The sequence below is a fragment of the Cyanobium sp. Tous-M-B4 genome, from assembly GCF_024345395.1.
GTDB lineage: Bacteria > Cyanobacteriota > Cyanobacteriia > PCC-6307 > Cyanobiaceae > Cyanobium_A.
Genome location: NZ_JAGQBA010000008.1, coordinates 27,686 through 52,997 on the forward strand (window position 1 = coordinate 27,686; position 25,312 = coordinate 52,997).

Annotated in this window: 28 protein-coding genes and 1 pseudogene; 12 read left to right on the plus strand and 17 right to left on the minus strand. The window is 63.6% G+C overall.

Annotation, left to right across the window (positions count from 1 at the left end; all coding sequences use genetic code 11):
- The first annotated feature begins 32 nt into the window (after nucleotides 1–32).
- From KBY73_RS14125 to KBY73_RS14135, 3 genes are read left to right on the plus strand one after another with little or no spacing between them, the layout of a single operon-like run.
- Nucleotides 33–929, plus strand: coding sequence for a Ycf66 family protein (locus KBY73_RS14125; RefSeq protein ID WP_254937702.1), 897 nt, complete (start codon nucleotides 33–35; stop codon nucleotides 927–929).
- A 44-nt stretch (nucleotides 930–973) separates the two neighbouring features.
- Nucleotides 974–1,510: a Tol biopolymer transporter periplasmic protein gene (locus tag KBY73_RS14130; RefSeq protein ID WP_254937703.1), complete on the plus strand. Its 537-nt coding sequence runs from the start codon at nucleotides 974–976 to the stop codon at nucleotides 1,508–1,510.
- Nucleotides 1,507–1,998, plus strand: a complete 492-nt coding sequence (locus KBY73_RS14135; RefSeq protein WP_254937704.1) for a hypothetical protein — start codon at nucleotides 1,507–1,509, stop codon at nucleotides 1,996–1,998. Before KBY73_RS14130 ends, KBY73_RS14135 begins: the two co-directional genes overlap by 4 nt.
- A 12-nt stretch (nucleotides 1,999–2,010) precedes the next feature.
- Here the strand turns inward: KBY73_RS14135 and KBY73_RS14140 are convergent, their stop codons facing one another.
- The 3 genes from KBY73_RS14140 to KBY73_RS14150 are packed head-to-tail and all read right to left on the minus strand — an operon-like array spanning nucleotide 2,011 to nucleotide 4,623.
- Entirely contained in the window at nucleotides 2,011–2,223 is a 213-nt protein-coding gene (locus KBY73_RS14140) for a chlorophyll a/b-binding protein (protein WP_254937705.1), read from the minus strand.
- Nucleotides 2,224–2,251: 28 nt separating this feature from the next.
- The gene (locus tag KBY73_RS14145; RefSeq protein WP_254937706.1) at nucleotides 2,252–4,243 is read right to left on the minus strand and encodes an ABC transporter ATP-binding protein/permease; all 1,992 of its coding nucleotides are present in this window, start codon (nucleotides 4,241–4,243) and stop codon (nucleotides 2,252–2,254) included.
- A gap of 38 nt (nucleotides 4,244–4,281) precedes the next feature.
- Nucleotides 4,282–4,623 carry a histidine triad nucleotide-binding protein gene (locus KBY73_RS14150; protein WP_254937707.1) on the minus strand — a complete coding sequence of 114 codons (342 nt, stop codon included), beginning with the start codon at nucleotides 4,621–4,623 and terminating at the stop codon, nucleotides 4,282–4,284.
- 56 nt (nucleotides 4,624–4,679) lie between these two features.
- On the opposite strand from KBY73_RS14150, the gene KBY73_RS14155 reads away from it, so the two are divergent.
- On the plus strand, nucleotides 4,680–6,251 hold the full coding sequence (locus KBY73_RS14155) for a YifB family Mg chelatase-like AAA ATPase (protein WP_254937761.1): 1,572 nt from the start codon (nucleotides 4,680–4,682) through the stop codon (nucleotides 6,249–6,251).
- Nucleotides 6,252–6,273: 22 nt separating this feature from the next.
- On the opposite strand, the gene rpsU is transcribed toward KBY73_RS14155, so the two are convergent.
- From rpsU to def, 4 genes are all read right to left on the minus strand, one after another.
- On the minus strand, nucleotides 6,274–6,444 hold the full coding sequence (gene rpsU / locus KBY73_RS14160) for a 30S ribosomal protein S21 (RefSeq protein WP_010304532.1): 171 nt from the start codon (nucleotides 6,442–6,444) through the stop codon (nucleotides 6,274–6,276).
- Between the two features lie 76 nt (nucleotides 6,445–6,520).
- Entirely contained in the window at nucleotides 6,521–7,180 is a 660-nt protein-coding gene (locus tag KBY73_RS14165; protein ID WP_315858443.1) for a DUF3747 domain-containing protein, read from the minus strand.
- A gap of 33 nt (nucleotides 7,181–7,213) precedes the next feature.
- A complete protein-coding gene (locus KBY73_RS14170) occupies nucleotides 7,214–7,411 on the minus strand; it encodes a hypothetical protein (protein ID WP_254937708.1) in 198 nt (65 codons plus the stop codon).
- Nucleotides 7,412–7,423: 12 nt separating this feature from the next.
- Complete coding sequence (def, locus tag KBY73_RS14175) at nucleotides 7,424–8,008, minus strand: peptide deformylase (protein WP_254937709.1); 585 nt, start codon at nucleotides 8,006–8,008, stop codon at nucleotides 7,424–7,426.
- Nucleotides 8,009–8,096: 88 nt separating this feature from the next.
- Between def and KBY73_RS14180 the strand changes: the two genes are divergently transcribed.
- Together KBY73_RS14180 and KBY73_RS14185 are read left to right on the plus strand one after the other, a co-directional pair.
- The gene (locus tag KBY73_RS14180; protein ID WP_254937710.1) at nucleotides 8,097–10,025 is read left to right on the plus strand and encodes a prolyl oligopeptidase family serine peptidase; all 1,929 of its coding nucleotides are present in this window, start codon (nucleotides 8,097–8,099) and stop codon (nucleotides 10,023–10,025) included.
- Between the two features lie 8 nt (nucleotides 10,026–10,033).
- Entirely contained in the window at nucleotides 10,034–11,392 is a 1,359-nt protein-coding gene (locus KBY73_RS14185; protein ID WP_254937711.1) for a sodium:solute symporter, read from the plus strand.
- Here the strand turns inward: KBY73_RS14185 and KBY73_RS14190 are convergent.
- From KBY73_RS14190 to KBY73_RS14210, 5 genes and pseudogenes are all read right to left on the minus strand, one after another.
- Nucleotides 11,374–12,030 carry a class II aldolase/adducin family protein gene (locus KBY73_RS14190; RefSeq protein WP_254937712.1) on the minus strand — a complete coding sequence of 219 codons (657 nt, stop codon included), beginning with the start codon at nucleotides 12,028–12,030 and terminating at the stop codon, nucleotides 11,374–11,376. The two genes, KBY73_RS14185 and KBY73_RS14190, sit on opposite strands and share 19 nt — an antisense overlap.
- Nucleotides 12,023–13,123: an S-methyl-5-thioribose-1-phosphate isomerase gene (gene mtnA, locus KBY73_RS14195; protein ID WP_254937713.1), complete on the minus strand. Its 1,101-nt coding sequence runs from the start codon at nucleotides 13,121–13,123 to the stop codon at nucleotides 12,023–12,025. The genes KBY73_RS14190 and mtnA overlap by 8 nt, the downstream gene beginning before the upstream one ends.
- A gap of 51 nt (nucleotides 13,124–13,174) precedes the next feature.
- Entirely contained in the window at nucleotides 13,175–13,558 is a 384-nt protein-coding gene (locus KBY73_RS14200; protein WP_254937714.1) for a HEPN domain-containing protein, read from the minus strand.
- Nucleotides 13,551–13,895, minus strand: coding sequence for a nucleotidyltransferase domain-containing protein (locus tag KBY73_RS14205; protein ID WP_254937715.1), 345 nt, complete (start codon nucleotides 13,893–13,895; stop codon nucleotides 13,551–13,553). Before KBY73_RS14205 ends, KBY73_RS14200 begins: the two co-directional genes overlap by 8 nt.
- Nucleotides 13,896–13,943: 48 nt before the next feature.
- Nucleotides 13,944–14,489 (minus strand): annotated as a pseudogene (locus KBY73_RS14210) (DUF1543 domain-containing protein).
- 68 nt (nucleotides 14,490–14,557) lie between these two features.
- On the opposite strand from KBY73_RS14210, the gene KBY73_RS14215 reads away from it, so the two are divergent.
- Nucleotides 14,558–15,955 carry an FAD-dependent oxidoreductase gene (locus KBY73_RS14215; RefSeq protein WP_254937716.1) on the plus strand — a complete coding sequence of 466 codons (1,398 nt, stop codon included), beginning with the start codon at nucleotides 14,558–14,560 and terminating at the stop codon, nucleotides 15,953–15,955.
- On the opposite strand, the gene KBY73_RS14220 is transcribed toward KBY73_RS14215, so the two are convergent.
- From KBY73_RS14220 to KBY73_RS14240, 5 genes are read right to left on the minus strand one after another with little or no spacing between them, the layout of a single operon-like run.
- On the minus strand, nucleotides 15,952–17,289 hold the full coding sequence (locus KBY73_RS14220) for a SufS family cysteine desulfurase (protein ID WP_254937717.1): 1,338 nt from the start codon (nucleotides 17,287–17,289) through the stop codon (nucleotides 15,952–15,954). The genes KBY73_RS14215 and KBY73_RS14220 overlap by 4 nt on opposite strands.
- Complete coding sequence (locus KBY73_RS14225; protein ID WP_254937718.1) at nucleotides 17,286–18,383, minus strand: SufD family Fe-S cluster assembly protein; 1,098 nt, start codon at nucleotides 18,381–18,383, stop codon at nucleotides 17,286–17,288. The genes KBY73_RS14220 and KBY73_RS14225 overlap by 4 nt, the downstream gene beginning before the upstream one ends.
- Before the next feature lie 14 nt (nucleotides 18,384–18,397).
- The gene (gene sufC, locus KBY73_RS14230; RefSeq protein ID WP_254937719.1) at nucleotides 18,398–19,201 is read right to left on the minus strand and encodes a Fe-S cluster assembly ATPase SufC; all 804 of its coding nucleotides are present in this window, start codon (nucleotides 19,199–19,201) and stop codon (nucleotides 18,398–18,400) included.
- Nucleotides 19,202–19,258: 57 nt separating this feature from the next.
- On the minus strand, nucleotides 19,259–20,698 hold the full coding sequence (sufB, locus tag KBY73_RS14235) for a Fe-S cluster assembly protein SufB (protein ID WP_254937720.1): 1,440 nt from the start codon (nucleotides 20,696–20,698) through the stop codon (nucleotides 19,259–19,261).
- Nucleotides 20,699–20,712: 14 nt separating this feature from the next.
- A complete protein-coding gene (locus KBY73_RS14240; protein WP_254937721.1) occupies nucleotides 20,713–21,099 on the minus strand; it encodes a ferredoxin-thioredoxin reductase catalytic domain-containing protein in 387 nt (128 codons plus the stop codon).
- Between the two features lie 210 nt (nucleotides 21,100–21,309).
- Between KBY73_RS14240 and sufR the strand changes: the two genes are divergently transcribed.
- From sufR to KBY73_RS14265, 5 genes are all read left to right on the plus strand, one after another.
- Nucleotides 21,310–21,981, plus strand: coding sequence for an iron-sulfur cluster biosynthesis transcriptional regulator SufR (sufR, locus tag KBY73_RS14245; protein WP_254937722.1), 672 nt, complete (start codon nucleotides 21,310–21,312; stop codon nucleotides 21,979–21,981).
- Between the two features lie 385 nt (nucleotides 21,982–22,366).
- On the plus strand, nucleotides 22,367–22,984 hold the full coding sequence (locus tag KBY73_RS14250; protein ID WP_396097216.1) for a phycobiliprotein lyase: 618 nt from the start codon (nucleotides 22,367–22,369) through the stop codon (nucleotides 22,982–22,984).
- 91 nt (nucleotides 22,985–23,075) lie between these two features.
- On the plus strand, nucleotides 23,076–23,837 hold the full coding sequence (locus tag KBY73_RS14255) for a phycobilisome rod-core linker polypeptide (RefSeq protein ID WP_254937723.1): 762 nt from the start codon (nucleotides 23,076–23,078) through the stop codon (nucleotides 23,835–23,837).
- A 185-nt stretch (nucleotides 23,838–24,022) separates the two neighbouring features.
- Nucleotides 24,023–25,066 (plus strand): DUF4912 domain-containing protein, encoded by a 1,044-nt coding sequence (locus KBY73_RS14260; protein ID WP_254937724.1) that lies wholly within the window; start codon nucleotides 24,023–24,025, stop codon nucleotides 25,064–25,066.
- 8 nt (nucleotides 25,067–25,074) lie between these two features.
- Nucleotides 25,075–25,257, plus strand: coding sequence for a hypothetical protein (locus KBY73_RS14265; RefSeq protein ID WP_254937765.1), 183 nt, complete (start codon nucleotides 25,075–25,077; stop codon nucleotides 25,255–25,257).
- The last annotated feature ends 55 nt before the right edge of the window (nucleotides 25,258–25,312 follow it).

Below are 25,312 nucleotides of genomic sequence, written 5' to 3' on the forward strand. Positions count from 1 at the left end.
CACTGACGAGACGGACTGTCGGGTGAAAAACCGTGGTTAATGCCAGCCTGAATTGGGCCAGCATCGTGGGCATAGTGCTTGCGGTGGGCGGTGCACTGCTTTATTTCATGCGGAGCTTCAAGCCCGCCCTCGCCCGCGATTACGACGTCTTTTTCGCTGCGGTTGGCCTGCTCTGCGGCGGCATCCTGTTTTTTCAGGGGTGGCGCCTCGATCCAATCCTGCAATTTGGTCAGTTTCTGCTCGCCGGCACCACTGTCTTTTTCGCCTACGAAAGTGTGCGCCTGCGGGGTGTAACCACCGAGCAGGCACGCCGGTCGTCCTACTTCGACGACGACGAACCAATGCCTGAACCAGGCCCATACAGGCCGAGAATGGGTGGCCGCGCTTGGGTCGAGGCCTCTACAGATCGCTTTGATGAGCCCGAGCCGCTGAGACGCCGCATCCCCTCCCGCGGCGAAGTCGATGCGCCAGATGAGGAAGACTTTTACCGTGCACCCCGGCCCAGCAGTAGGGCCGCCATCCCGGAAAGGGCCGCCAGCCGCCGCCCTGCCCAAGAGGATTGGGCACCCCAAAGCTCTAGCCGGCCCAGTATCGATTTCGGTGCCCGCAGGCGTGATCGAGATGCCGCGGTAGAGCCCCGGCGCGGTAGCCGGCCGACAGCTGCTAGTGAGGCCATGCCCCGCTCCAGCCGCAGGCCCGGGCCACCAGCCCCAGCCCCAGCCCCAGAAGCACCTAGGAGCTCCAAGCCAGCGGGGGTGCCCCAGGGCTCACCGATCAGCCCAGCAACCCCTGCCAGCGGCAGAAGCAATCGGCCAGCGGCAAGCGATATCAGTGATGCGGACTTCACCCCAGTGAAACCCTCCAGTCGCCCCGAGCCCAGCCCCCGAGGCATTAGTCCCCGGGACAACAGCTCCCGCTTCGACGACTGAACCTTTTCGCCGCCAACAGATTGGTGCCCCTAGGGGTTTCTGCCATGCTGCTGACAACCCTGAGCTTTCTTGTCAGCGGCTGCTCCGGTGGAGCGTGGCTGGCCCGGCGCAGTGCTGGCCAGGTTGGGGTATTCAACGGCAACAGCCGCCAAGAACCCGCCCTCAGCGGCCAGGGACGATTTCTTGCCTCAGTGGTTGATCGGGGCGGCAGGGCCACCCTGCTTTTGCAGGAGCAGCCCAGCGGCCGAATCGTGCCCCTGCGCCATTTCCAAAACCACCAGCCCCACAGCTCCCCCTCCCTTAGCTGGAACGGTCGTTATGTGGCGGCCCTGGTGCAACAGGGCAACCAAAGACTGGCCTTGATCGAAGACCGAGCCAACGGCAACCTGCACCGGCTTCCCCTACCGACGGACCGCACTGCAGTTCGCCTCAGCCTGTCCCCGGAGGCACGCCAGCTGGCGGTGCAAGTTGCCCAGGCTGGCCAGTGGCGCGTGCAGCTGTTTGATCTGCGCAGCCTGCTTGAGCCAGACCTGCCCGGCGGCCTTGCCGTTCAGGGGGGCGGAGCCCAGCCCTCACCATGAGGAGCTCGCTTGCAAATAGAGCCATCGCAGCGGCAGCAACCGGCCTGCTACTGGGCGGCTGCCTTGCCCCCATGGCCCAGCCCATAGTGCCGCTCAACTCCCGGCTGGAAGCCATAGGTGCCAACCGGGATCCAGCCCTTTCAGGGCGCTGGCTGGCCCTAATCAGCGGCAGGGGCGGCCGCGAACAAGTGCTGCTGCTGGATCTGGAGCGCCAGCAGCCCATAGACCTGCCGGGCCTCAACCGGGCCGATGCCCAACCGGTGAGCGTCAGCGTCGACGCAGCAGGAGAGCGAATTGCCCTGGTGCGGCAGCTGGAGGGACGCACCGAGTTGGTGCTCTACAGGCGCTCCGTGCAGAGCCTGCAACCCATACCGATGGTCCCCAGCGGCGTTGCCCGCCAGGTGCAGCTGCAGGCCGATGGTCGCCAGCTAGCTGTGCAGGTGAGCAGGAGCGGGATCTGGCAGGTGGATCTGGTGCAAATTCCTTAGAGCACCAGACGCTCAAGGCACCAGGCCAGACCAGCGCAGAAACGTCTCGCCGCCCAGGACTTCGATCAGCAGCACGGCAATGAAGCCCACCATGGCAAAGCGACCATTCACCCGCTCGGCGTAGCCGCTCCAACCAAAGGCTGGCACGTCGCCGGTTGTTGCACTAATTGCTGCACTGGTTGTAGGACTGATTTCTGGGGTCTGGTCGGGGCTTGGTTCAGGCATGGGGTCAGGTAGGGGAACAGGGAGTGGATCAGGCGTGGCGGCCCACGTCATAGCCGGCCGCCGGTAGTAGCCGCCAGTTGCCGCTGCCATCGAGCTCCAGCACGGTGTCATGGAAGGCGGTGAGGGTGGGCCTATGACCGACGCTCACAAAAGCCATCTCCCGCTCAGCCAGCAGGGCATAAAGGTGACGCTCAGTTGCCACATCCAGGGCGCTGGTGGCCTCATCTAGAACAACAAAACTTGGTGAATTGAGCAGCAGGCGCGCAAAGGCCAAACGCTGCTGCTCGCCCAGGGAAAGCAGGCGAGGCCAATCCTGAATGATGTCGAGATCGGGGTAGCGCCCAACCAGCTCGGGCAGCCGCACCTGCTCCAAAACGTGGCGCAGCTGGTCGTCACTAAAGCGATCTGGCTGCAGCGGATAGCAAAGCTGCTCGCGCAGGCTGCCGAGCAGCATGTAGGGCTTCTGGGGAATGAACAGCAGATCTCCCTCGCTGGGCCGCTCCACCCGACCAGCAGCTGGGGGCCACAGCCCACTGACCATGCGCAAGAAAGAGGTTTTGCCGCAGCCCGATGGGCCTACAACCAGCAAACGTTGATGGCGATCCACCTCAACACTGAGGTCGCGAATCAAGATACGATTTGTGCGGGGTGGCACCAAATCGACATGGCTAACCAGAATCGAATTTCCACTGCTACCAGTGCTCGTTGCGGCCAACTGGGCTTCAAGCGCTGCAGTTTCAATGCCGATTGAATCAACCTTGCCCTGAAAACCCTCAAGCCGGCTAATAGAAGCCGAGAATGCCGCAAGACGGTCGATATTATTAACGATGTAACTCACCGAAAAGAGCACTTGACTGAAAGCAATACTTGCCTGGCCAAAGACTCCAAAATCAACATCTTTAGCGAAATAAATAGGAGCTATCACCAGCCAAGGCAGGAAGCGAGAAAAATAATCATAGGAGCGCTGAATCACACTAATGAGCGCCTCCCAAATAATCAGGCGATCATAATTTCGAATCGCCCCCTCTAGCCTTCTGCCTGCCTCACGGCCCTCCTGTTGCTCGCCCCGATAGAACGCAATAGATTCAGCGTTATCTCGAATATGAACCAATCCGTAGCGGAAATCAGCCTCCAGCTTGAGCTGTTGATAGTTCAAGCTCACCAGCTTCCGACTGGCAAATACAATTAGAGAAGTACCTCCTACTGAATAAGCAAGCAGCACCAAGGCAAGCTTGTCGCTGATAGTCCACAATACAATAATGAAACTGACGAAAGTGAGCAGGGCAGATATTATCTCAACCGTTACACTGAGGCTGGTGCCAGTAAAACTGGCTGCGTCTTGCGAAATGCGCTGATCAGGGTTGTCAATCTCCTCGATTGACTCATCATTTGGATTGAGAACGTAATAAGCCCGATTTGAAAGATACCTGCTCAACAGGCGGCCGCTCAGCCATTCACGCCACAGCAGGCCAAGCTTAGGTATTAAATAACTCTGGATGGCCCTGATCGGAAGGGCGATAACCAAGCAAAAAGCATAAATAGCAACGATCTTCCAAAACTCCTCAGCCTTGTAACCGACAAGAGCATTTTCAATATTGCGAGCTACATAGCTAATCCCCACATTGATGCCATTGATAACCAGGATCAGCAGGGTGATCACCGCCATCAACAACCAGGGCAACCAGCGCCCGTGTCGCAACTTGCCGCGGAAAGCCACAAAACAGACCAACCCTCCGGCCAGCAGCACCATCACCAGCGGCCCGATCGGGCTGCTCCAAATTGCTGCCACCTGCTCGGGCACCCCGGGCAGGAAACGGCTGCGCAATTCGGGAATCAAGGCCCCGGTTAGGGCCAAAACCCCAGTGAGCAGCAACAAGGTGCTGCCTACCACCACCGCAAGCAGTGCCACCACCAGCAGTAGAAACTGCCAGCTCTTGGTGTCGTCTACCGGCAGGAAATAGGGCTGGGCCAGGCGCTGCAACTTCGCCAGTTGACCGCGAAGAGCCTTGAGGGGGTTCATGGGGCAGGTCGGATCAGGTCATTGTCGCGGGCCCGCGGTCAGCCCGGGGGCCAGGCCAGGGGACGCCCACCAAGGACATGCACATGCAGGTGAAACACGGTCTGGCCCGCATCCGCGCCGCTGTTAATAACCGTGCGGAACGACTCCAGACCCTCCTGCCGGGCCACCTGGGCAGCCACCAGCAACAGGTGGCCGAGCAGGGCCTCGTTCCCTGCGGTGGCATCAGCAAGCTGGGCAATCGGCTGGCGTGGAATCACCAGCACATGCACTGGAGCCTGGGGAGTTACGTCGCGGAAAGCCAGGCAATGCTCATCGGCATACACCTGATCGCAGGGGATCTCGCCACGGAGGATGCGCCCAAAGATCGTGTCTTGGCTCACAAAGGCAACGGGGGTGGGACAGGGGTGGCACTAACGATGTAGTAGCCCATGGCGTGATGTTGGCACGGTGCAAGACGGCGGCGCTGCAGGGCCTGGAGGCCAGGCCAGTGCTGGTCGAGGTGGATCTGGCTCCCGGCTTGCCGGGCCTGCAGCTGGTGGGCCTGGCCGATGCGGCGGTGCAAGAAGCCCGGGAGCGGGTGCGCTCGGCCATACGCCACAGCAGCCTGAAGGTGCCGCTGACGCGGGTGGTGGTGAATCTGGCCCCCGCCGATCTGCGCAAGGAGGGGCCGGCTTTTGACCTACCGATCGCCCTGGGCCTGCTACTGGCCAGTGGCCAGCTGGATGCCGCCAGCAACAACGAGGTTTGGAGCGCCGGCGAGCTGGGGCTGGACGGCAGCTTGCGGCCGATCCGGGGGGTGCTGGCGATTGCGATTGCAGCCCGGAACCATGGCGCCCGGGCCTTGGTCGTGCCCCAGGCCAATGCCTGGGAGGCCGCATTGGTGGAGGAGCTGCGAGTGTGGGGCGCCGCCGATCTCGGCCAGGCCTTATGGCGGCTGCAGCATCCGCGGGCCCGTCCGGCCGCCACCGCTCCTGACCCCGCCCCCGCCCTTAAACAAGCCAAAGCGCTGAAAACCGCCAGGCCTGCGGCTGAAGATCTTGCCGACGTCAAAGGGCAGCCCCACGGGCGCCGGGCCCTGGAGATCGCCGCGGCCGGAGGCCATCACCTGCTGCTCTGCGGCCCACCCGGCAGCGGCAAAACAATGCTGGCCCAGCGACTGGCGGGGCTGCTACCCCCGCTCGATCCTGCGGAGGCCCTTGAGCTCACAGCCGTCCACTCGGTGGCGGGCCTGCTGGACAGCAGCCAGGGCTTGCTGCAAACCCGCCCCTTTCGCAGCCCCCACCACAGCTGCTCCGGGCCGGGGCTGATCGGTGGAGGTGGCCAACCCAGACCAGGGGAGCTGGCCCTGGCCCACCACGGAGTGCTGTTTCTCGATGAGCTGGCCGAATTTCGCCGGTCCGTGCTCGACCAATTGCGCCAGCCCTTAGAAGACGGCGAAGTCTGGATTAACCGCGCCCGCCAGCGAACTCGCTTCCCCTGCCGCATCACCCTGGTGGCCGCGGCCAATCCCTGCCCCTGTGGCTGGTTTGGCGACCCTGAGCGCAGCTGCGGCTGCGGGGAGGGCCAGCGGCGGCGCTACTGGGGCAGGCTGTCGGGCCCCCTGCTGGATCGCATTGATTTGCAGGTGGTGATGAGACGGCCATCAAGTGCCGCCCTAACGGCACCGTTTAGAAGCCACGGTGGCAGCCCGACCAGCGACGAATCAAGCGCTGAAGTGCGAGCAAGAGTCCGCCGGGCCCGGGCCCACATGGCTGCCCGCAATCCCGGTGGCTGCTGCAACAGCCGTATCGCCGGAGGCCAGCTGCAGCAAGTGCTTCGACTGGAAGGCAAAGCCTTAGAAGTGTGGGAGGCAGCGATTCAGCACCGGCAACTCAGTGCCCGGGCTGGGGCCAGGCTGCTGCGGGTTGCCCAGACGATCGCCGACCTAAACGATCAAGCCAGCATTGGCGCAGCTGCAATTGCCGAAGCGCTCACCTACCGGTCGTTTGATCAAGGGGTATCTCGCTAAGCGGGAGGCCAGATCAAAGCAATCAACGGCGGCGGCGGCGCTGCTGGGCCTTGCGCTTGTACTTCTCGACAGGTGTCTCGTGGTGACGCAGACGCTTTAAGTCAGCGAAAATGCCCGCCTTGGACACCTGGCGCTTGAAGCGGCGCAGAGCCGATTCAATCCCTTCGTTTTCGCCGACGGTGACCTGGGTCATGAAGCGCTGCGCTGCTCACAGAGCTTGCCAATGTAGCAACTGCCCTTTCGCGTTGACCATTCCCCGTGCCTCCAGGTCAGCTCCCGCTGCCAGAGAGGCCTGAAATGGGGCTGGGCGCCACTACCGGCAGCCCAGGCTGGATGGCAGCATCAGGCCAGGTATCGCGGTAGAGATACACGTGGCCCAGATTGCGACCGCCGAAAGCGCGGCGCTTGAGCTGCCAGCCCGGTTCAAACACCAACTGCAGGAAGCCAGAGCCCGAACCCTGGGTGCGGGCTACCAGCATTTCAGGACCCGCACCGGCCTTGGTGGGCACGGCCAGCAGCACGTTGTCACCGCTCTGACGCTGCACGGTGAGCCGATAGCTCGTAGCTAGATCAGCCTCGCCTACACGCACCGAGTAGCCGTTGGCATCAATGAAGCGACTGCAGATGCCGCTGAAGTCAAAAGTTGCAAGCAGGGGGTCTACCTGAGCTGGTGAGCCAGGGACTACGGCAAAACAGGGCCGGGTCGGCTTTACCTGCTCATAGATGTTGAGTTGAGCGCGGACGCCATCGCCGATGGGCGCTGCCACCAGGACAAAACGCTCCTGGCTGAGATCCGCAGCTTGAAAAAGGGTGCTGGCCATGGCTGGGGTGGCAGCAAAGGCAACCGCAGCGGCCCAAGCTCCAGCTGCCAGGGGGAGGGAATTGGCACCCAGTTGGGGCAATCGCATCACGGCATTGGCAAGCAACATGGACTTAATCGTATGCAAGGCATCCAGCTAGGGCTAGGCCGGCTTGTTGATCCGGATGGCAACCAACAGGGCCGCAACCGTGCCAGGCAGGCTTAGGCCCAGAATCCAACGGGTGGCCTGCAGGCCCAGGTCGGGGTCGCCATAGGCCAGCTCAAACACTGAGCCCGTCGAAGCGATGCCCAGCAGGCAGGCCAGGGCCAGAAACAAGCCGGCCAGGGGTTTCATTGGCATGGAGAAGAAAGATCAGCGGATGGAACGGACATCTGCCCGCTGAAAACCCTTTTCCAGCAAGCCTTCATTGAGGCTGAGCTCATCGGTAACCCGATCGACGAAAAGCACACCTTCGAGGTGGTCCATCTCGTGCTGGATGCAGCGGGCCAGCAGACCATCAGCCTTGACCCGTTGGGGCCGGCCCATCTCGTCGCGATAGCTGACCTCGACCGTGGCCGGGCGCACCACATTCAAGTAGACGCCTGGAATACTGAGGCAACCTTCCTCGTAAGTCTCGATCGCAGCGCCGAAGCAGGCGATTTCGGGATTGATCAAAACCATCGGCGCCGCAGCAGCATTCTCGGGATCAAGATCAATCACCAGCAGCTGCTTATGCACTCCCACCTGGGGTGCCGCCAAACCGATGCCCTTGGCCGCGTACATGCTGCGCAGCATGTCCCGGGCCAGATCTCGCACACTCTCATCAACCTTGCTGATGCGCTTGGCAGGAGCGCGCAGCACCCCATCACCAAGGGTGTGGATCGTGAGCGGGGACTCCTCAAGGGCATCCTTGGATACTTGAACGCCGCGGCTGGCCTGAACGGCGGAGCGTGCCATCTGGGCAAAGCTGCCGGCTGAACTGCGGGCCAACGCGATACTTGATCGAACGACTTCCACTTTAAGTCGTTATCCCTCGGTGCATGCGGTGGCTGACCCCCCTGGAGCCCTTCCCGCCGCTGTTGTGGTGGGCCAAACCCCCAGCCTGCGGGAGCCACGGCTACTCGACGGGGTGCTCTATTGGCTGGAGCAGCGCCCCCATGAAGGGGGGCGCACGACCCTGCTGCGGCGCTTGGGGCCAGACCTGCCAGCAGAGGAGCTAAGCCCTGGCAGCTGGAATCTGCGCAGCCGGGTGCATGAATACGGTGGCGGCAGTACGGCCCTGGGCCACCGGAGCGATGGCCGGCTGGTGGCAGTGTTCAGCCACGACGGCGACCGCTGCCTCTGGCTGCTGGAGCTCGATAGCAGCAGTTGCCAGCCGCGACGGCTCAGCCCGCCAGGTGCCTACGGCGGCGGCTTGATCGATGCCAGCCGCGACCGCTGGATTGGCGTACTGGAAAGCGGCAGTGATGAAGGTGCTGGCTGCGACCAGCTGGTGGCTGTTGGGCTGGAAGGTGGCGAGCCCCAGCCGCTGGTGGAGCCAGCCGACTTCTGCGGCTACCCGGCCCTGAGCCCCTCCGGCGAGGGGCTGGCCTGGGTGGAGTGGCAGCAGCCCTTCATGCCCTGGGAGCGCAGCCAGCTGTGGCTGGGGCACTTCGATGCGGCAGGCCAGCTCAGTGGCCGCCGCCTGGTCGCAGGATCGGGGGTGGAGCCAAACCCGGACATTTCGGTGTTCCAGCCGCTCTGGTGCGGGCCCCACCTGGTGGTGGCAAACGATCGCTCCGGCTTCTGGAACCTCGAACAGCTCGATAACGCCGAGGGACTCGACATAGAGACCCTCGGCGCAGAGGCGCCGCTGCATTGGCGGCCGCTGCTGCCCATGCAGGCGGAATTCGGCCTGCCCCAGTGGGTGTTCGGCATGGGCACCCAGGCCTGGGATGGCGAGCAGCTGCTGGCCACCGCCTGCCTGCAGGGGCGCTGGCAGCTGGGCCGGGTGGAGCTGCCGAGCCAGGGCGGAGACGCCGGCCAGTGGCAGCCCCTGGCCATCCCCTTTGATGATTTGGCTGGTATTTGCGCCGAAAAAGGGCGGCTGGCCTGCATCGCCGCATCAGCAACTGAAGCCGCGGGTCTGCTCGAGCTGGACCTGGCCAGCGGCAACTGGTGGCACACCCCTGCTGCCACCTGCCCTCTGGCGCCGGAGGCGATCAGCCTGCCGCAGGAGCTGTGGTTTGAGGGCCACGGCGGCGCCCGCAGCCACGCCTGGTTCTACCCCCCAGCCGGGGGAGCCCACCGCGGGGCACCCTTGCTGGTGAAAAGCCACAGCGGCCCCACCGCCATGGCCCGCACGGCCCTGAACTTAGCCATTCAGTTTTGGACAACTCGAGGCTGGGGGGTGGTGGATGTGAACTACGGCGGTTCAACCGGCTTCGGCCGCGCCTATCGGCAGCGGCTCGCTGGCCAGTGGGGCGTGGTGGACGTAGCAGATTGCGCCGCAGCCGCCCAGGCCCTGGTGGCGGCGGGCCGGGCCGATCCTGACCGCATCGCCATCGAAGGCGGCAGTGCCGGCGGCTTCACCACCCTGGCCGCCCTGTGCTTCACGGACGTATTTCGCGCCGGCGCGAGCCGCTACGGCGTAGCCGACCCCAGCGCGTTGGCGTCTGAGAGCCATCGCTTTGAAGCCCGCTATCTCGATGGGCTGATCGGCCCCTGGCCGGAAGCGCGCGCCACCTACAAGGCCCGCTCACCGCTGGCCCACGCCGATCAAATCCGCTGCCCGGTGATCTTTTTTCAGGGCCTCGATGACAAGGTGGTGCCACCGGAGCAGACCGACCGCATGGCAGCAGCGCTCGCAGCCAACGCCATCCCGGTGGAGGTGCACCGCTTCCCGCAGGAGGGCCACGGCTTCCGCGATGGTGCCACCTTGATCCGCGTCCTGGAGGCCACTGAGGCTTTCTTCCGCCGGCACTTCAACCTGTGATCGCAACCTTGGCGAGCGACCTGCTGCCCAGCTTCGGCTGGTTGGCCCTGGCCCTGGCCTGCCTCAGCCTGATCCTGGCGGTGGGGCGAACTCTTGGCACGAGGCTGCAGCTGCGGCTCTGGGGCATCCCCGAAGCCCTGCTGGCCGGACTGCTGGGCCTACTGCTGGCCCCGGGCGGCACCCTGCCGCTGTTGCCTCCTCAGGTGATGCAGCTATGGGCCGATCTGCCGCTGGTGCTGCTCACCCTGGTGTTCGGCTCGCTGCTGCTCGGCAAACCCCTGCCCAAGCTGGAGGGGCTGTGGCGACCGGTGTCGGGGCAGGTGTCGCTGGCGCTGGTGCTGGCCTTCGGCCAATACGTGGTGGGCGGCCTGGCGGTGCTGCTGGTGCTGCAGCCCTGGCTGGGGGTGAGCCCGGTGATGGCCTGCCTGATCGAGGTGGCCTACGAAGGAGGCCATGGTTCCGCCGCGGCGATGGGGCCCAGCTACGCGGCCCTGGGCTTTCCCGGCGGTCAGGCCCTGGGCTTAGCCATGGCCACGGTGGGGCTGCTCTCCTCCACTTTGGTGGGAGGGCTGGTGGTGGTGCTGGCCCGCAGCCGCGGCTGGCTGCTGGCCGATGCCCCAGGCGCAGCAGCCAGCGAGTCCATCAGCACGACCAGCGGTGATTCGGGTGGCGTGGCGGCCAGAGCGGCGGCCTGGGCGGTGAACCTGGCCCTGGTGGGCGTGGCGGTGCTCACGGGCGTGGCGCTGCTGGCCGGGCTGCGCTGGCTCACCGCCGGACTGGGGGATGGCGTTGGCAGCGTTGTTGATGCGCTGCCGGTGTTTCCGCTGGCGATCGTGGGGTCGCTGCTGGTGCGGCTGGCGCTGGAGCGCAGCGGCAAAGCCCACTGGGCTTCTTCCGCGGTGCAGGGCCAGGTGGGCACCCTCTCGGCAGACCTGCTGATCACCGCCGCCACCGCCGGGCTGGATCTGGCCCTGCTCAGGGCCGACTGGCTGCCGCTCACGGTGCTTGCCCTAGGGGGCCTGGTGTGGAACCTGGCGGTAACCCTGCTGCTAGCCCCGCGGCTGCTGCCCGCCGACTGGTTTGAGCGGGCGGTGATTGAGTTTGGCCAGGCCACGGGAGTGGCGGCCAGCGGCCTGCTGCTACTGCGCATGGCCGATCCAGACGACCGCAGCGACGCCCTACCGGCCTTCTCGATCAAGCAGCTGATGCTGCAGCCGTTTCTGGCCGGAGGGGTGGTGACGGTGGTGGCGCCGCTGGCGGTGGCGGGCTGGGGGCTGCCGCTGTGGACCGGCTTCTGCTTTGCCCTGGTGCTGCTGTTTGGCGGCACCGGACTGTGGTTGGCGCGCAATCAGGCGCCGGTCCCGTAGTGCAGGGAGCGGAACTGCTGGTGCACCGCGGCCATCTGGGCGGCGCTCAACAGCGGAGGCTCGCCGAGTTGCAGGGCCTGCAGATACATCTGGGCCAGGGTTTCCACCTCAACGGCGATGCGCAGGGCCTGATCGAGGCTGGTGCCGAGCGTCACCTGGCCGTGCTGGGCCAGCAGGCAGGCCAGCCGATCCTCCATGGCCTGCACTGCCAGGGCTGAGAGCTCGGCGGTGCCAAAGGTGGCGTAGGCGGCGCAGCGGATGTGATCGCCGCCGGCCACGGCTGTCATGTAATGAAAGGGTGGGATGGGGCGGCCATGGCAGGCAAGGGCCGTGGCATGAATCGAGTGGCAATGCAGCACCGCCTGGATCTCAGGCCGGCTGGCGAGGAGATCGGCGTGCAGCCGCCACTCGGAGGAGGGCCGCCGCTGGCCAGCTGCTGCCGCGAGGGGCTTGCCGCTGCTGGCAATCGCCACCAGATCCTGCGGCTCCATCTGCTCGAAGGGCAGGGAGCTGGGCGTGATCAGCAGGCCACCAGGAATACGCACCGATAGGTTGCCGGAGGTGCCCTGATTGAGCCCGCTGGCGTTTAGGCGCCGGGACACCTCCACGAGCTGCTGGCGCAGCGCCTGCTCAGTCATTGCCATAAAGCTCCTGCAACCCAGCCTCGGTGGCCGCTGCCACGCCTCGCTCGGTGATCAGGCCAGTCACCAGCCGCGCCGGCGTGACATCGAAGGCCGGGTTGAAGCCGGCACTGCCATCGGGACTGAGCTGCACCGTGGTGATCGCCCCATCGGCGCCGCGCCCCTGGATGTGGGTCACTTCCGTAGCGCTGCGGGCCTCGATCGGGATCTCGGCCACGCCATCGCCAATCGTCCAGTCGATCGTGGAGGCGGGCAAGGCCACATAGAAGGGCACGTTGTTGTCGTGGGCGGCCAGGGCCTTGAGATAGGTGCCGATCTTGTTGCACACATCGCCGCGGCGGGTGGTGCGGTCGGTGCCCACGATCACCGCATCCACCTGGCCGTGCTGCATTAGGTGGCCGCCGGCGTTATCGACGATCACCGTGTGGGGCACGCCCTCCTTACCCAGCTCAAAGGCGGTGAGGCTGGCGCCCTGGTTGCGGGGGCGGGTTTCATCGACCCACACGTGAATGTTGAGCCCGGCGCGATGGGCCTTGTAGATCGGCGCTAGGGCCGTGCCCCAGTCGACGGTGGCCAGCCAGCCGGCGTTGCAGTGGGTGAGCACATTGAGCCTGGCGCCGGGCCTGGCCGCCGCCAGCTGCCGGAAGATCGCCAGCCCGTGATCGCCGATGGCCTCGCACATGGCCACGTCCTCATCGGCGATCGCCGCCGCCTCCGCCTTGGCCACCTCGGCCCGCTCAGCAGGCGGCAGCGGCTGCACCATGGCCCGCACCCGCTCCAGGGCCCAGCGCAGGTTGATCGCCGTGGGCCGGGTGGCATTGAGCTGCTCAAAGGCCGCCGCCAGGGAGGCGTCGCCCGGATCGGCCTGCATGGCCAGCATCAGCCCATAGGCGCCGGTCACGCCGATCAGCGGCGCTCCGCGCACCACCATCGTGCTGATCGCATCTGCCGCGTCAGCGCAGTTGCGCAACGTACGCGTCGTGAATTGGTGGGGCAGCAGGGTCTGATCGATTACGCCAACCGCGTGGGAGCCCGAGCCCCCGTCTGGCTCCAGCCAGATCGTGCGCCAGGGCTTGCCGTCGATGTTCATGGCTGCGGAAGTGGGCCGAGTCTTCTCCTGATCATCTCTGGGCAGGTGAATTCAAGCCCCAGGCCAAGGCTCCTCCACCCGCCGCAACAGGTTTTCGACCAGATCGAAGCAGGCCAGCCAATTGGGTGGCTCAACCTCAAGTTCATCGTCGTAACGCAATTGCACCGCAAAGAAGTTGAGCTCAGTGAGGCTCTCGTATTCAGCCGTGGCTTTGCCCAATTCCTGCAACAGATCCAACAGCGCACCCAGGTCATGGGTGAAAGGAGCTTCTCCTCCAGCCACTTGAATCCAGGCCTTCAGGGCCTTTTCCGCTGCTTGCTGGAGCAAGAAACCAATGCTGCTGCCACGAAAACCAGAAAACTCCCACATGCGCCGAGCCTCAAGAAGATCGGCCCGCGCAATGCGCAGATAGCGACTGGCGTCGGCATCAGCCATCGAGCACGATCCCCTCACGGCACGCCACCGTGGTCACCGCCTGACGACAGGCGCAACGAGCAGCCACCTCACTCTGGGAGTAGAGCAGTAGATCAAGAGGCAGGCGGTGGCTCGAAAGCTTTCGGCTCAGCCGACCGAGAACCACAAGCCGACTGTGCTGCGCCAGCCAGGCATCCGGAACGATGATTAACAGATCTGCATCGGAATCTGGGCGCCCCTGCCCGCGAGCCCGCGATCCGAATAGGCGCACGTCCGACTGAGGGATCTCAGCCCGAATCGCAGCCGCGATCTGAAGAATCCGAGGATCAACAACAGGAGTGATGGCGCTTGCGGTCATGGAATCAGTCTGCCTGCTGTTGCGAGCGCTGCAGCAGACCCAATCACCTCAAATCAGCCGGTAGCCAAACCAATCCGGCACCTGGCTCTGGCTCAGGCCCTCAAGGTGGGGCTCCAGCTGCACATGCCAGCGCTCGCCGCCCAGCAGCTCCAGCTGCTCGATCGCCAGGCAGTCGTCTACGGCCACCAGATCATCCTTGTGCTGCTGCAGGGCGCCGCGCAGCCACTGGCGCTTAGCCGCCGCCTAGGCCGCCTGGGGCGAGCGAGCCACCACCAGGCCGAAGTGGTGCAGCTCCGCGAGGGAGTCGGGGCGGTAGGCGCCCAGGTTGACAAACCAGAGCCGCTCGGGCCGGGGCGCGGCCGGCTCGCGCCCGAGGCTCACCGCGAAGCCATCCACCGCTCGCACCGCCATATAGCTGTCCAGGTGCAGGCCCTCACGCCTCCCGAACCACTGCCGCCGCAGCTCCGGCAGCGCCCCTTCGATCGTGGCGCCGGCCACGAAGCGCACGTCGTGGAGCTCGATGTGACAGCCAGGGGCCCGGCCGCCCAGCACCGCCAGAAACAACTCGGGCCAGCCCTGGCTCTCAGAAATCATCGAAACCCAAACGGCCCTCGCTGCCAAAGCTTGCCAATCTGAGCGCAACGCCCCCAGCCGATCAAGCCATGACTAAGAAAGTGGATGTGCTGATCGTGGGTGCCGGGCTCTCGGGCCTGGTCGCTGCCCGCCGGCTGCAAAGCGCCGGCCGCGCGGTGCGGGTGCTGGAAGCCCGGAGCCGGGTGGGCGGGCGCATGCTGAGCAGCACCAGCGCCAATGGCAGCGTCATTGACCTGGGCGGCCAGTGGGGCGGCGCCAGCCACCACCGCTTCGCGGCCCTGCTGGATGAGCTGGCACTCGAGCGCTTTGCCAGCCACTACGGCGACCGCGGCGTCTTCCACTGGCGCGGCAGCAGGGTGGAAGCGCCCCTGGCCAAAGACTTTGCGTCAAGCCATCTCTTCTTCAAACCTGAGAGCCTCGGCCTGACTGCAGCGGAGCTGGAAGCCTTTGAGGACCTGCAGCGGGCCTTCAGCACCCTGGTGGCCCAAGTGGATCCTCACCAGCCCTGGCGCACGCCCAATGCCGAGCAGCTCGACCGCCTCACGGTGGCGCAGTGGGCCGAGCGACACACCACCATCCCCCTGGCCCGCCTGCCCCTCGAGTGGCTCTGCCGCGTGGGCGGCTCCGGCGGCTTTGAACCCTGGGAGGCTTCGATCCTGCACCTGGCCTGGACCCAGGCCGTGGCCCCCCAGACGGAGAGCCCAGAAGCCTGGCTGGTGCGCGGCGGAGCAGGAGCCGTAGCCCAGCGGCTCGACTCCACCCTGGAGGCCCAAGCGCCCGGCTGCCTGCGGCTGAACCGGCCCGTGCAGGCCATCGTTCAAGACAGCCACGGCGTTTGCCTGGTGGACAGCAGCGGGGAGCAGCATCACGCCGCCAGCGCCATCGTGGCCATCCCGCCACCGCTGCGGCTGGCGATCCGCTTCGAGCCGGCCCTGCCCGCAGCCCTTAGCGCCCTGCTGCAGCGCTCACCTATGGGAGCAATGATCAAAGTTCTGGCCATCTATGCCCGGCCCTTCTGGCGCGAGCAGGGCCTCAACGGCCTAGGGAGCGGCGATCTGCCGTTCCTGGAGCTCACCGCCGACAGCGGACCTCCGGAAGGCCAGCCGGCCGTGTTGGCCGGCTTCATCGCTGGCGAGCGCGCCTTAAGGCTTGGCGCCATGCCCGCTCTGCAGAGGCGGCAGCTGGTCATTGACGACCTAGTGGCCTACTGGGGGCCGGAAGCGGCCAAGCCGCTTGAGCTGGTAGAGCACAACTGGAACAAGGAGCCCTGGAGCGGCGGCGCCTTTACCAGCTTCGTGATCCCTGGCACTTGGACGGGCCCAGCCCGGCTAGCAGCTGCCAATCACGGCCGGGTGATCTGGGCGGGCAGCGAGGTTTCCCCGAGATGGCCGGGCTATTTCGAGGGAGCAATCGAAGCCGGTGAACTGGCGGCCGCCACTGCCCTGGGCGAATTGCCAGCAAACTAGCTGTGCTCGCGCAGGAAGGTGATCGTGCCCTCCAGTTCCTCAGCGAAGCGGTCGATCTCTTCCGGGGTGGTTGTGAAGCCCAGGCTGGCTCTGGCTGAGCCGGGGAGGCCGTAGAGGCGGTGCAGGGGCTGGGTGCAATGGTGGCCGCTGCGGATGCAGATGCCGGCTGAATCAAGCAGGGCGGCGATGTCGTTGGCGTGCAGGCCATCCACCGTGAAGGCCGCCAGGGCACCGCGATCTGGTTGCTGCTCAGGGGTGGGACCCAAGATGCGTACCCCCTCGATCGCCTGGAGACGCGCAAACAGCTGACGGGTGAGCAGCTGCTCCCAGGCGTGGATGCGCTCAAGACCAATTGCGCTGAGATAGTCGAGAGCAGCGCCCATGCCGATCGCCTCGCCGATGGCCGGGGTGCCCGCCTCAAATTTGTGGGGCAGTTCGGCCCAGCTGCTGTGATCGAGATAAACGTCCTGAATCATCTCGCCGCCGCCCAGGAAGGGCGGCATCGCCTCAAGCAACGCCTCGCGGGCCCAAAGAAAGCCCATGCCGGTGGGGCCGCAGAGCTTATGGGAGCTGCCCACCAGGAAATCGCAGCCCAGCCTGGCCACATTCACCACCAGGTGGGGCAGGCTCTGGCAGGCGTCCACGAGCACCAGAGCGCCTGCGGCGTGGGCCTGCTCCACCACCTGCTCAATCGGATTGAGGCAGCCGAGGGTGTTGCTCACCTGCACGAGGCTCACGAGCTTGGTGCGCTCGCTGATCTGGCCGCGCAGATCCTCCAGATCCAGCTCACCGCTCTCAGTGAGCCCCGCATGGCGCAGCACGCAGCCAGTGCGCTGGGCCAGCAGCTGCCAGGGCACCAGGTTGGAGTGGTGCTCCATCACTGTGAGCAACACCTCATCACCAGGGCCCAGGTTGGCCTCGCCCCAGCTGCGAGCCACCAAGTTGATCGCCTCGCTGGCATTGCGGGTGAACACGATCTCGCGCGCACTGGCCGCACCGATGAAGGTGGCAGTTTTACTGCGGGCTGCCTCAAAGCCTTCAGTGGCGCGAGCACTTAGCTGGTGGGCGCCACGGTGCACGTTGGCGTTGTCGTGGTCGTAGTAGTGCTGTAGGGCCGCCAGTACCTGACGGGGCTTCTGGCTGGTGGCGGCGTAATCGAGGTAGATCAGCGGCTGGCCAAGGCAAGCCGTTTGGGCTAGGAGGGGGAAATCAGGCCGGGTGAGGGCAGCAAGATTTGGCGCAACCACCTCAAGGCTGGGCGGGGTTGCGGGGGTGGTTGCTGCGGTAGTTGCTGCGGTGGTTGCTGCAGCGGTTGTGGTGGTGCTGGTGGTCATGGATGCTCCCGCAGCAGCAGCTCTAGCGGATTCAGGGCCGCCGCCGCCGCGGGAAGCTCGCGCAACACCTCCTCGCAGTAGCCCCGCAACAGCAACCGTGAGGCTTGTTCAGCGCCAATACCCCGGCTCTGCAGATAAAAAAGCTCGTTCTGCTGCAGCCGGCTAATGGTGGCGCCGTGGGCGCACTTGACATCGTCCGCGACGATTTCGAGCTCGGGCTTGGTATCCACTCGGGCCCGATCGGAGAGCAACAGGCTGCGGCTGAGCTGGGCGGCGTTGGTTTGCTGGGCGCTGCGCGGCACCCGCACAGCCCCGTTGAACACGCTGCGTCCGGCCCCATCAGCTACCACCTTGTGGAGCTGGTCGAGCTGCCCATCGGGGCCTTCAAAACGCACTTGGCTGTGGGTGTCGGCCAGCTCCTGACCATCCACCAGCTGCAGTGCCCGCAGCCGGGTCTGGGCCGCTCCCTCCAGCTGGCTGATGCAAGGCTCGAGGCGGCTTAGGGCCCAACCCCCAACTGCGGTGGTGAGCTGGAGGGAACTGGCGGGAGCCTGGCTGATCGACAGGTGGCTGAGCAGGCTGGCGCAGGCATCACCAGGCGCCAGCAGCCCCAGATTGAGCTGGGCACCGCGGCCCAGCTGGGCCACTGCTACCAAGCTGGTGGCGTTGGATCCACTGGAGCCGTGCCGAATCATCAGCTCCAAGCTGGCGCCCTCTTCAAGCACGAGCACCAGCTGCAGTGCCAGCAGACCCGGCGCCGCACCGGCGTCAAAATGCAATTGCAACGGATCAGCTGCTCCAGCCACCCGCAAAGCCAGACAGCGGGGTGAAGCACCTTGGTTTAGCCGCACCGACCAAGCATCGCTGCCGCCTGTGGCCTCAAGCACCTGCTGCTGCAACCCCTGCGCCTGATCGGCTCCGATGCGGCTAATGCCAGCGGGCAAGCTGAGTTGGGCGAATGGATCGACACCACTCCAGAGTTCGGGCGCCAAGGCCTCTAGGGCAGCCAGGCCTGTAAATCGCCACTCCTCCTGACTTCGGCCCGGCAGGGGCAGGCCAGCAAGCTGAGTGAGCCAATCAGCAGTATTGGGCATAACCGCAGCTGCCATCACAGCACCTCCGCAGGTTCCCGGCCCAGGCTGGCCAGCTCCTGATCCACCCATTCGTAACCAGCGCGCTCAAGCTCCAAGGCCAGCTCCTTGCCTCCGGTGCGCAGGATCCGGCCAGCCGCCATCACATGGACGTAATCGGGGGTGATCAGATCCAGCAGGCGTTGGTAGTGGGTAATCAGCAAGGTGGCATTTTCCAGGCTTGCGAGTTGATTGACCCCATCGGCCACGATGCGTAGGGCATCGATATCAAGGCCTGAATCGGTTTCATCGAGGATCGCCACCAACGGCTCAAGTAGCGCCATCTGCAAGATCTCGTTGCGCTTTTTCTCGCCACCGGAGAAGCCTTCGTTGACACTGCGATCTAAAAAGGCCGGATCCATCTGCACCACTTTGAGGCGCTCACGCACGAGGTCTTCGAAAGCAAAGGTGTCCAGCTCCTCCTCACCCCTTTGAGCGCGGCGCGCGTTAGTGGACACCCGTAGGAATTCAAGGTTGCTAACCCCCGGGATCTCCACCGGGTATTGAAATCCCAGAAACAATCCTAAGCGGGAACGCTGTTCTGGCGGTAGCTCAAGTAGATCTGCACCCATATATGAAACCGAACCGGCTGTGACCGTGTAGGCGGGATGGCCGGCCAGCACTTTGGAAAGTGTGCTTTTACCGCTGCCATTACGCCCCATCACTGCGTGGATCTCACCAGCTCGGATAGTGAGGTTCACCCCTTTAAGGATTGGCTGCTCCTCAACCCGTGCGTGCAGGTCACGAATTTCGAGCAGTATCGAGGCGTCTGGGCGAATCACAGCAGGTAAGGAAAGGCGGGAAAGGGGGAACGGACAGATAAAACAGATCGGCGCGGCTCAGCCGACGGATCCCTCGAGCTTGAGGGCAAGCAATTTGTCTGCCTCAGCAGCAAATTCCATGGGCAATTGATTAAACACATCACGGCAAAAACCACTGACCATCATCGAAACCGCCTCCTCAAAACCAATGCCCCGGCTTTGCAGGTAAAAGAGTTGATCTGCAGAGATGCGGCAAGTGCTTGCCTCATGCTCCACTGCAGCATCTGGTTGCTGAGAGCGGATATAAGGATAGGTATTGGCGCCAGCTTGATCGCCAATTAACATCGAATCGCACTGACTGTAATTCTTAGCGCCTACCGCTTTAGGGCCTATCTGAACAAGGCCTCGATAGCTATTAGAAGAATGACCAGCGCTAATGCCCTTACTGACAATGGTTGAACGGGTCCTCGGGCCAACGTGAATCATCTTGGTGCCAGTATCGGCCTGCTGATAGTTATTAGTAAGGGCAACCGAATAGAACTCGCCCACCGAATCGGCGCCCTGCAATACACAGCTGGGATACTTCCAGGTAATTGCCGATCCAGTTTCCACCTGAGTCCAACTAATGCGGCTGCGGTCACCTCGGCACTGACCGCGCTTTGTCACGAAGTTATATATTCCACCTACGCCATGCTCGTCACCGGCGTACCAGTTCTGAACCGTTGAGTACTTAATAGAAGCATCATCGAGCACCACCAACTCCACAACGGCCGCATGGAGTTGATTGGTATCAAACATCGGGGCCGTGCAACCCTCTAAATAACTAACCGAAGCACCCTCTTCGGCAATTATCAAAGTACGCTCAAACTGGCCCGTATCAGCGGAATTAATCCGGAAATATGTTGACAGCTCCATTGGGCATGCCACACCCTTGGGAATAAAAACAAAAGAACCGTCGCTGAAAACCGCAGAATTCAGGGCCGCAAAATAGTTGTCATTACTGGGAACAACTGTGCCAAGATATTTCTCTACCAAACCTGGATACTCCTTTACAGCCTCACTGATAGAGCAAAAAACAACGCCGTGCTCAGCCAGCTTTTCGCGATAGGTGGTGGCGATTGAGACACTGTCAAAAACGGCGTCAACCGCCACATTCGATAGGCGCTTCTGCTCGCTCAGGGGGATGCCAAGCTTTTCAAATGTTTCCAGCAGCTTGGGATCGACCTCATCAAGGCTGGCTTTTTTCTCCTGCTGCTTAGGAGCTGCGTAGTAGATGATGTTTTGATAATCAATCTGCGGGTACCCCAGTGCGGCCCAATCTGGCGACTGCATCTGCAGCCATTGGCGGTAGGCCCGTAGCCGAAAAGCCAATAAAAACTCCGGCTCATTTTTCTTCGAAGAGATCAGACGCACAACGTCTTCACTCAGACCCTTGGCGATCTTTTCAGTTTCAATATCAGTGACGAAACCGTGCTTATACGGCTGTGAAACTAGATCGCCAACGGTTGCAGTACTCATCGAGGTAAACCGAATCAGCTGGCAGTAAGGGCTTTAACTTCGTCTAAGGAAATTGTCTGCTGGTCACCGCGGAAAGCATTGTCCTCGGTGAGAAACAGCATGCAGTGGCACTCTTTACGCTCCCGCATGGGCACGCAAGGGCAGTTCCAAAAGGCTTGGGAAACCTCGGCCTGCTTGTCCTCGTAATGGCGGCAGGGGCATAGGGCACCACCAAGCTCATCTTTGTGCTTGGCCAGGCCAGCAAGCACAACCGCGGTCACACCAGGATCACTACAAAAATAAGTACCAGTGCGCTGCGCGTAGGTTTCGGCAAACTTTCGAATCACCTCCAAGCTGTCGGAATGCGCCGGCGAACTCCCTGCGGGGCTCTCAGCGGTCGAACTGGCCGGAGTGTCGGACATGGCTCGAAAGGGAAGGTGATCAGAAGGCAGTAGTCAATCAGCGCCTCGAAATGTGACGCCATCGGCAACCAGCAAGTGGATTTGCCGGCAGACCATTACGAAACCAAGTTGTTTCGATAGTGGTTGAGCCTAAGACACCACGGCCGGGAGCGGGGCCCAATCCCCAACCTCCCGCCAGTCGTGGCATCGTTGTCTCAACCGGCCTTTGCCGTGAGCGCCATTCCCCAAATCATTCCCCAGCACGCCGATCCGGCATCCACTCGGGATACGGTCCTCACCTTGCTGGTTAGGCATGGAGAGGCCACCGCTAGCGCCCTAGCCGCTCATCTGGCGATGTCGGTGCAGGTTGTGCGTCGCCATCTGCGTGGCTTGGAAGATGATGGTCTGGTCGAGGCCAGTCCAGCGGCGGAGGGTCCGGGCAGGCCCAGTAATCACTGGCGCCTTACCGCCAAAGGCCAAGGGCAATTTCCCGATGGCAGCGACCATTTCGCCCTCGGCCTGCTGCAATCTCTGGCTGGCAACCTGCCACCGGAAACCCTGCACGGACTCCTAGAGCAACAAGCCATTCAGCAAGCTGACGCCTACCGCCACCGCATCGGCGCCGGCTCGCTTCAAGAGCGGCTGGAGCAACTGGTGGATCTACGCCGGCAGGAGGGCTATCTGGCGGAATGTTCTCAAGATGCCGGCGACCCTCAAGCCTGGATGCTCAGTGAATTTCACTGTTCCGTGATGCGCATCGCCGAGCAATTTCCTTGCATCTGCGACCAAGAGCTGCAGCTAATTCGCCACACCTTTCCCGACTGCCAGGTGGATCGGGTGCAATGGCGCCTGGAGAAGGGTCACTCTTGCGGCTTTCGCCTGACGCCCTGCCGTGACGACTGAAGCCCCGCCACCCCAAGCCCAAAGTCCGCTTTCAGCAGCGGAACTGGCGGAGCTGGAGGCCACCCTCCTGCCTGCCTTGGAGCGGCACCACCTGCGCCTTCTGGCCCATAGCCTGCGCAGCCTGCAGGCGGTTGCAACTCACCAGCCCGCGGGGGCACTCCCAGGCCATGACGCGATTTGCGCCTGGGCCAGCCAGCAGCCCGCGCTCACCGACGCTCCCTGCTTCCAGGCAGTCCTGGTGGAGCAGTTAGAAGCAGCGGGCAGGCAGCTGCAGCAACTGGCCACCAGCCTGGGCCGGGCACCATTGGCCCTAGAGCTGGGCGACCTCATCGCGGCTTGCGATCATCGCCACAGCCACAGCCACATTCATAGCCACATCACGCCAGTGAGCGAAATCCAATCCGAGTCGATCGCCGACGCCCTCAGCTTTTTCCGCCTTAGCTGCGGTCGCTGGCACTCCCAGCGCAGCAGCCATCACCTGCTGCACCGGCGAGCTGAGGCGGGAGGCTCCTTCATTGAGGTGGTGGAGATCGCGGCAGCCGATCCCCGCCTAATCGCCATCGCCGAGCTCCACGGCGAAGATCCCGCCGGCCTTGTTGGGGGCTGCCGGGTGACCTGGAACGCCTCAATGGCGTGGGATAAGGCCGGAGAAGCCCACGAAGGGGAAAGCGTTTTCGGCTTGATCCCCACCGATGAGCTCGGCCGGTCCGGCCTGCTGCTGCGCGACCGTGGCTATGCCGAAACCGCCCCCGTGGCAGGCCATTTCGCCATGGACGAGCGCGATGGGCTACTGCTCACCACCAGCTACGAAACCATGGCCAGCCTGGAGCGATTCAGCTTTGCCGGCCCCAACGTGCGCCTGCGCACCAGCACGGTGGAAGGCCTCTCCAATACGGCGTCCTTCTGCGTCGAAACACGGCTGCTAGACAGCCCGGAGCCTGGGGCCACAACCCCAGCTCAAGAGCCCGTTTCCGAGCAGCCCCTGTCTCCCCTGGGATGGTGACGAACGTTACGGACTGTGAGCCCTGTCTCGGCCAGCCGAACCCGGCCGCAGCTGCACTTCTACGATCCGCAACGACGGATGATGAAGTCGTGTGGCCCTGCCCCTCCTGAAGTACGCGCCCACTACCCAAAACTCGCGGGTTGCCCCGCTTCGGGTGGGTTCGGATGAGGATCCCAAAGCCGTGTCCATGGACAAGGCCATGGACCGCGAAGACCAAAACTTCGTGATTGAGGCGGCTTACCGCCAGATTTTCTTTCACGCCTTCAAGGTCGACCGCGACCGCACCCTGGAGAGCCAGCTGCGGGACGGTCAGATCACGGTGCGGGAGTTCATTCGCTCTTTGTGTCTCTCAGACACTTTCACCCGCAGCTTCTACAACCTGAACAGCAACTATCGGGTGGTGCGCCACCTGGTGGAAAAGCTTCTGGGTCGCCCCACCCACGGCAGGTCTGAGGAGATCGCCTGGTCGGCCGTGCTGATGACCCGCGGGGTCAGGGGCATGGTTGACGACATCCTCAACGGCCAGGAATACCTGGATGCCTTCGGTTACGACACCGTTCCCTTCCACCGCAACCGCGTGGTGGGCTCCCGGGATCTGGGCGAAACCCCCTTCAACATCACCACTCCGCGGTACGAGGCCTACTACCGCGGCATCTTGGGCTTCCCCCAGGTTGTGTACACCGGCACCGCCAAAACAATCCCCGCTCGCTCCCGTCAGCGCCGTGGCGGCTTCCCCGAGGACTACCTCCCCTGGGTGCGCAATCTGCCTGCCATGCGCAGCCAAGGCGGTGCATCCGGCAGCGTCAGCATGGACTATCTGTCCAAGGTTCCTTACCGCAGCATCGGCCGCTGAAGCCAGTCTCCAACTAAAACCACGGGCGGTCAAAAGGCCGCCCTTTTTTATGGGCCATCAGCACCCAGGCCGTCAGCATCTACTGACGGCTCCAGATCGAGCTACCCGAGCCAGGAGAAACTCATCCACACTGATCCCAAAAGAAATCTGTCGCTGTGACCCAGGCACTTACCGCATTGGCACGCATGACTTTGCGTCAGCTGCGCCAGGTCGCCAGCGACCTTGGGGTGAGCTTGTACAGCCGTAAGTCCAAGGATGAACTCCTGGCGGCCATCAATGTTCGCCAGGATGAGGAGGACACGCCTATCAGCCTTAAGGCAATCGAAGCAGAGCTACCCCCAGCTCCCCGCCCCAGCTCAGCAAATACCAGTGTCGTATTTCTGCCCCGCGATCCCCAGTGGGCCTACGTGTTCTGGGATATCTCCGAAAGCGATCGGGCCTCAGCCCTCGCAGCTGGTGCCTCCCAGCTTTGCCTGCGAGTAGCCGACGTAACTGGCCTGCCCGGCGGCTCGGCTCACCCCCACACCCTGCAGGAAGTGGTGGTCGACAGCCATGCCACCGAGTGGTATTTGCCCGTGCCCCTGTGCGATCGGGATTACCGGGTGGAACTCGGCTACCGCAAAGGCAGCGGCGGCTGGATATCCCTGGCCTTCTCTTCAGTGGCACGGGTACCAGCCCAGCACCCCAGCGAGCAAATACTCGATCAGTTCGTGCCCTTTTCGCTGGACACGGCTCCAGCCATCCTGCCGACGCCGGTGGAGCCAGCCGATGCAGGGCTGCACGAACGCCTTTATCAAACAGCTACAGCCCGCTGGCGCCGTCTTGGCAGGGGTTCTGAGGCTTTCCATGAACTTGAGGCAGCCGGCCTAGACACCAGTGAACTGAACACCTCTGGTGCCGGCATCTGGGCCAGTGGCCGCAACGCCTCCGGCATCGGCGGGGTCGCTTCCCGTCAACGCTCGTTCTGGCTTGTGGCTGATGCTGAGCTGATTGTGTACGGTGCCACCGATCCCGCTGCCCGCCTCACCATTGGCGGTGAGGAGGTGCCCCTTTCCGCCGATGGCACCTTCCGAGTGCAAGTGCCCTTCCGCGATGGTCAGCAGGTGTATCCGATCGAAGCGGTCGCCGCCGATGGCGAGCAGAAGCGCAACATCACCCTGGAATTCAGCCGCTCCACCCCTGAGGACAACAGCAACCCAGCCGAAAAGGCCGTAAGCGAATGGTTCTAAATCGATCCTTGGCACTGAAGCGCTCTGCCGTAGCCCTCACGCCGATGGCGGGAGCCCTGGCCTTTCCGCTGATTGTGCCGGTTGTGTTGGTGCGCTTCGGTCTGCCAGCCGCCATGCTTAGCGCCGTGTTGATTGGTACAGCTTGGTTTGTGGTGATGCTGCGCACCGCCGAGATGCCCGGCCACCACTAGATAAAGCCTGGGCTTGATCCGATGTGGGAACCCTGGGTTCAACCGCCCAGGACTG

Bases quoted from the DNA above. Each gene is read 5' to 3' on its own strand.
- KBY73_RS14130 (WP_254937703.1), top strand. From the start codon at position 974: ATGCTGCTGACAACCCTGAGCTTTCTTGTCAGCGGCTGCTCCGGTGGA.
- KBY73_RS14135 (WP_254937704.1), top strand. From the start codon at position 1,507: ATGAGGAGCTCGCTTGCAAATAGAGCCATCGCAGCGGCAGCAACCGGC.
- KBY73_RS14140 (WP_254937705.1), bottom strand. From the start codon at position 2,223: ATGCCTGAACCAAGCCCCGACCAGACCCCAGAAATCAGTCCTACAACC.
- KBY73_RS14145 (WP_254937706.1), bottom strand. From the start codon at position 4,243: ATGAACCCCCTCAAGGCTCTTCGCGGTCAACTGGCGAAGTTGCAGCGC.
- KBY73_RS14155 (WP_254937761.1), top strand. From the start codon at position 4,680: ATGTTGGCACGGTGCAAGACGGCGGCGCTGCAGGGCCTGGAGGCCAGG.
- rpsU (WP_010304532.1), bottom strand. From the start codon at position 6,444: ATGACCCAGGTCACCGTCGGCGAAAACGAAGGGATTGAATCGGCTCTG.
- KBY73_RS14165 (WP_315858443.1), bottom strand. From the start codon at position 7,180: ATGTTGCTTGCCAATGCCGTGATGCGATTGCCCCAACTGGGTGCCAAT.
- KBY73_RS14170 (WP_254937708.1), bottom strand. From the start codon at position 7,411: ATGCCAATGAAACCCCTGGCCGGCTTGTTTCTGGCCCTGGCCTGCCTG.
- def (WP_254937709.1), bottom strand. From the start codon at position 8,008: ATGGCACGCTCCGCCGTTCAGGCCAGCCGCGGCGTTCAAGTATCCAAG.
- KBY73_RS14190 (WP_254937712.1), bottom strand. From the start codon at position 12,030: ATGACTGAGCAGGCGCTGCGCCAGCAGCTCGTGGAGGTGTCCCGGCGC.
- mtnA (WP_254937713.1), bottom strand. From the start codon at position 13,123: ATGAACATCGACGGCAAGCCCTGGCGCACGATCTGGCTGGAGCCAGAC.
- KBY73_RS14200 (WP_254937714.1), bottom strand. From the start codon at position 13,558: ATGGCTGATGCCGACGCCAGTCGCTATCTGCGCATTGCGCGGGCCGAT.
- KBY73_RS14205 (WP_254937715.1), bottom strand. From the start codon at position 13,895: ATGACCGCAAGCGCCATCACTCCTGTTGTTGATCCTCGGATTCTTCAG.
- KBY73_RS14215 (WP_254937716.1), top strand. From the start codon at position 14,558: ATGACTAAGAAAGTGGATGTGCTGATCGTGGGTGCCGGGCTCTCGGGC.
- KBY73_RS14220 (WP_254937717.1), bottom strand. From the start codon at position 17,289: ATGACCACCAGCACCACCACAACCGCTGCAGCAACCACCGCAGCAACT.
- KBY73_RS14225 (WP_254937718.1), bottom strand. From the start codon at position 18,383: ATGCCCAATACTGCTGATTGGCTCACTCAGCTTGCTGGCCTGCCCCTG.
- sufB (WP_254937720.1), bottom strand. From the start codon at position 20,698: ATGAGTACTGCAACCGTTGGCGATCTAGTTTCACAGCCGTATAAGCAC.
- KBY73_RS14240 (WP_254937721.1), bottom strand. From the start codon at position 21,099: ATGTCCGACACTCCGGCCAGTTCGACCGCTGAGAGCCCCGCAGGGAGT.
- KBY73_RS14260 (WP_254937724.1), top strand. From the start codon at position 24,023: ATGACTTTGCGTCAGCTGCGCCAGGTCGCCAGCGACCTTGGGGTGAGC.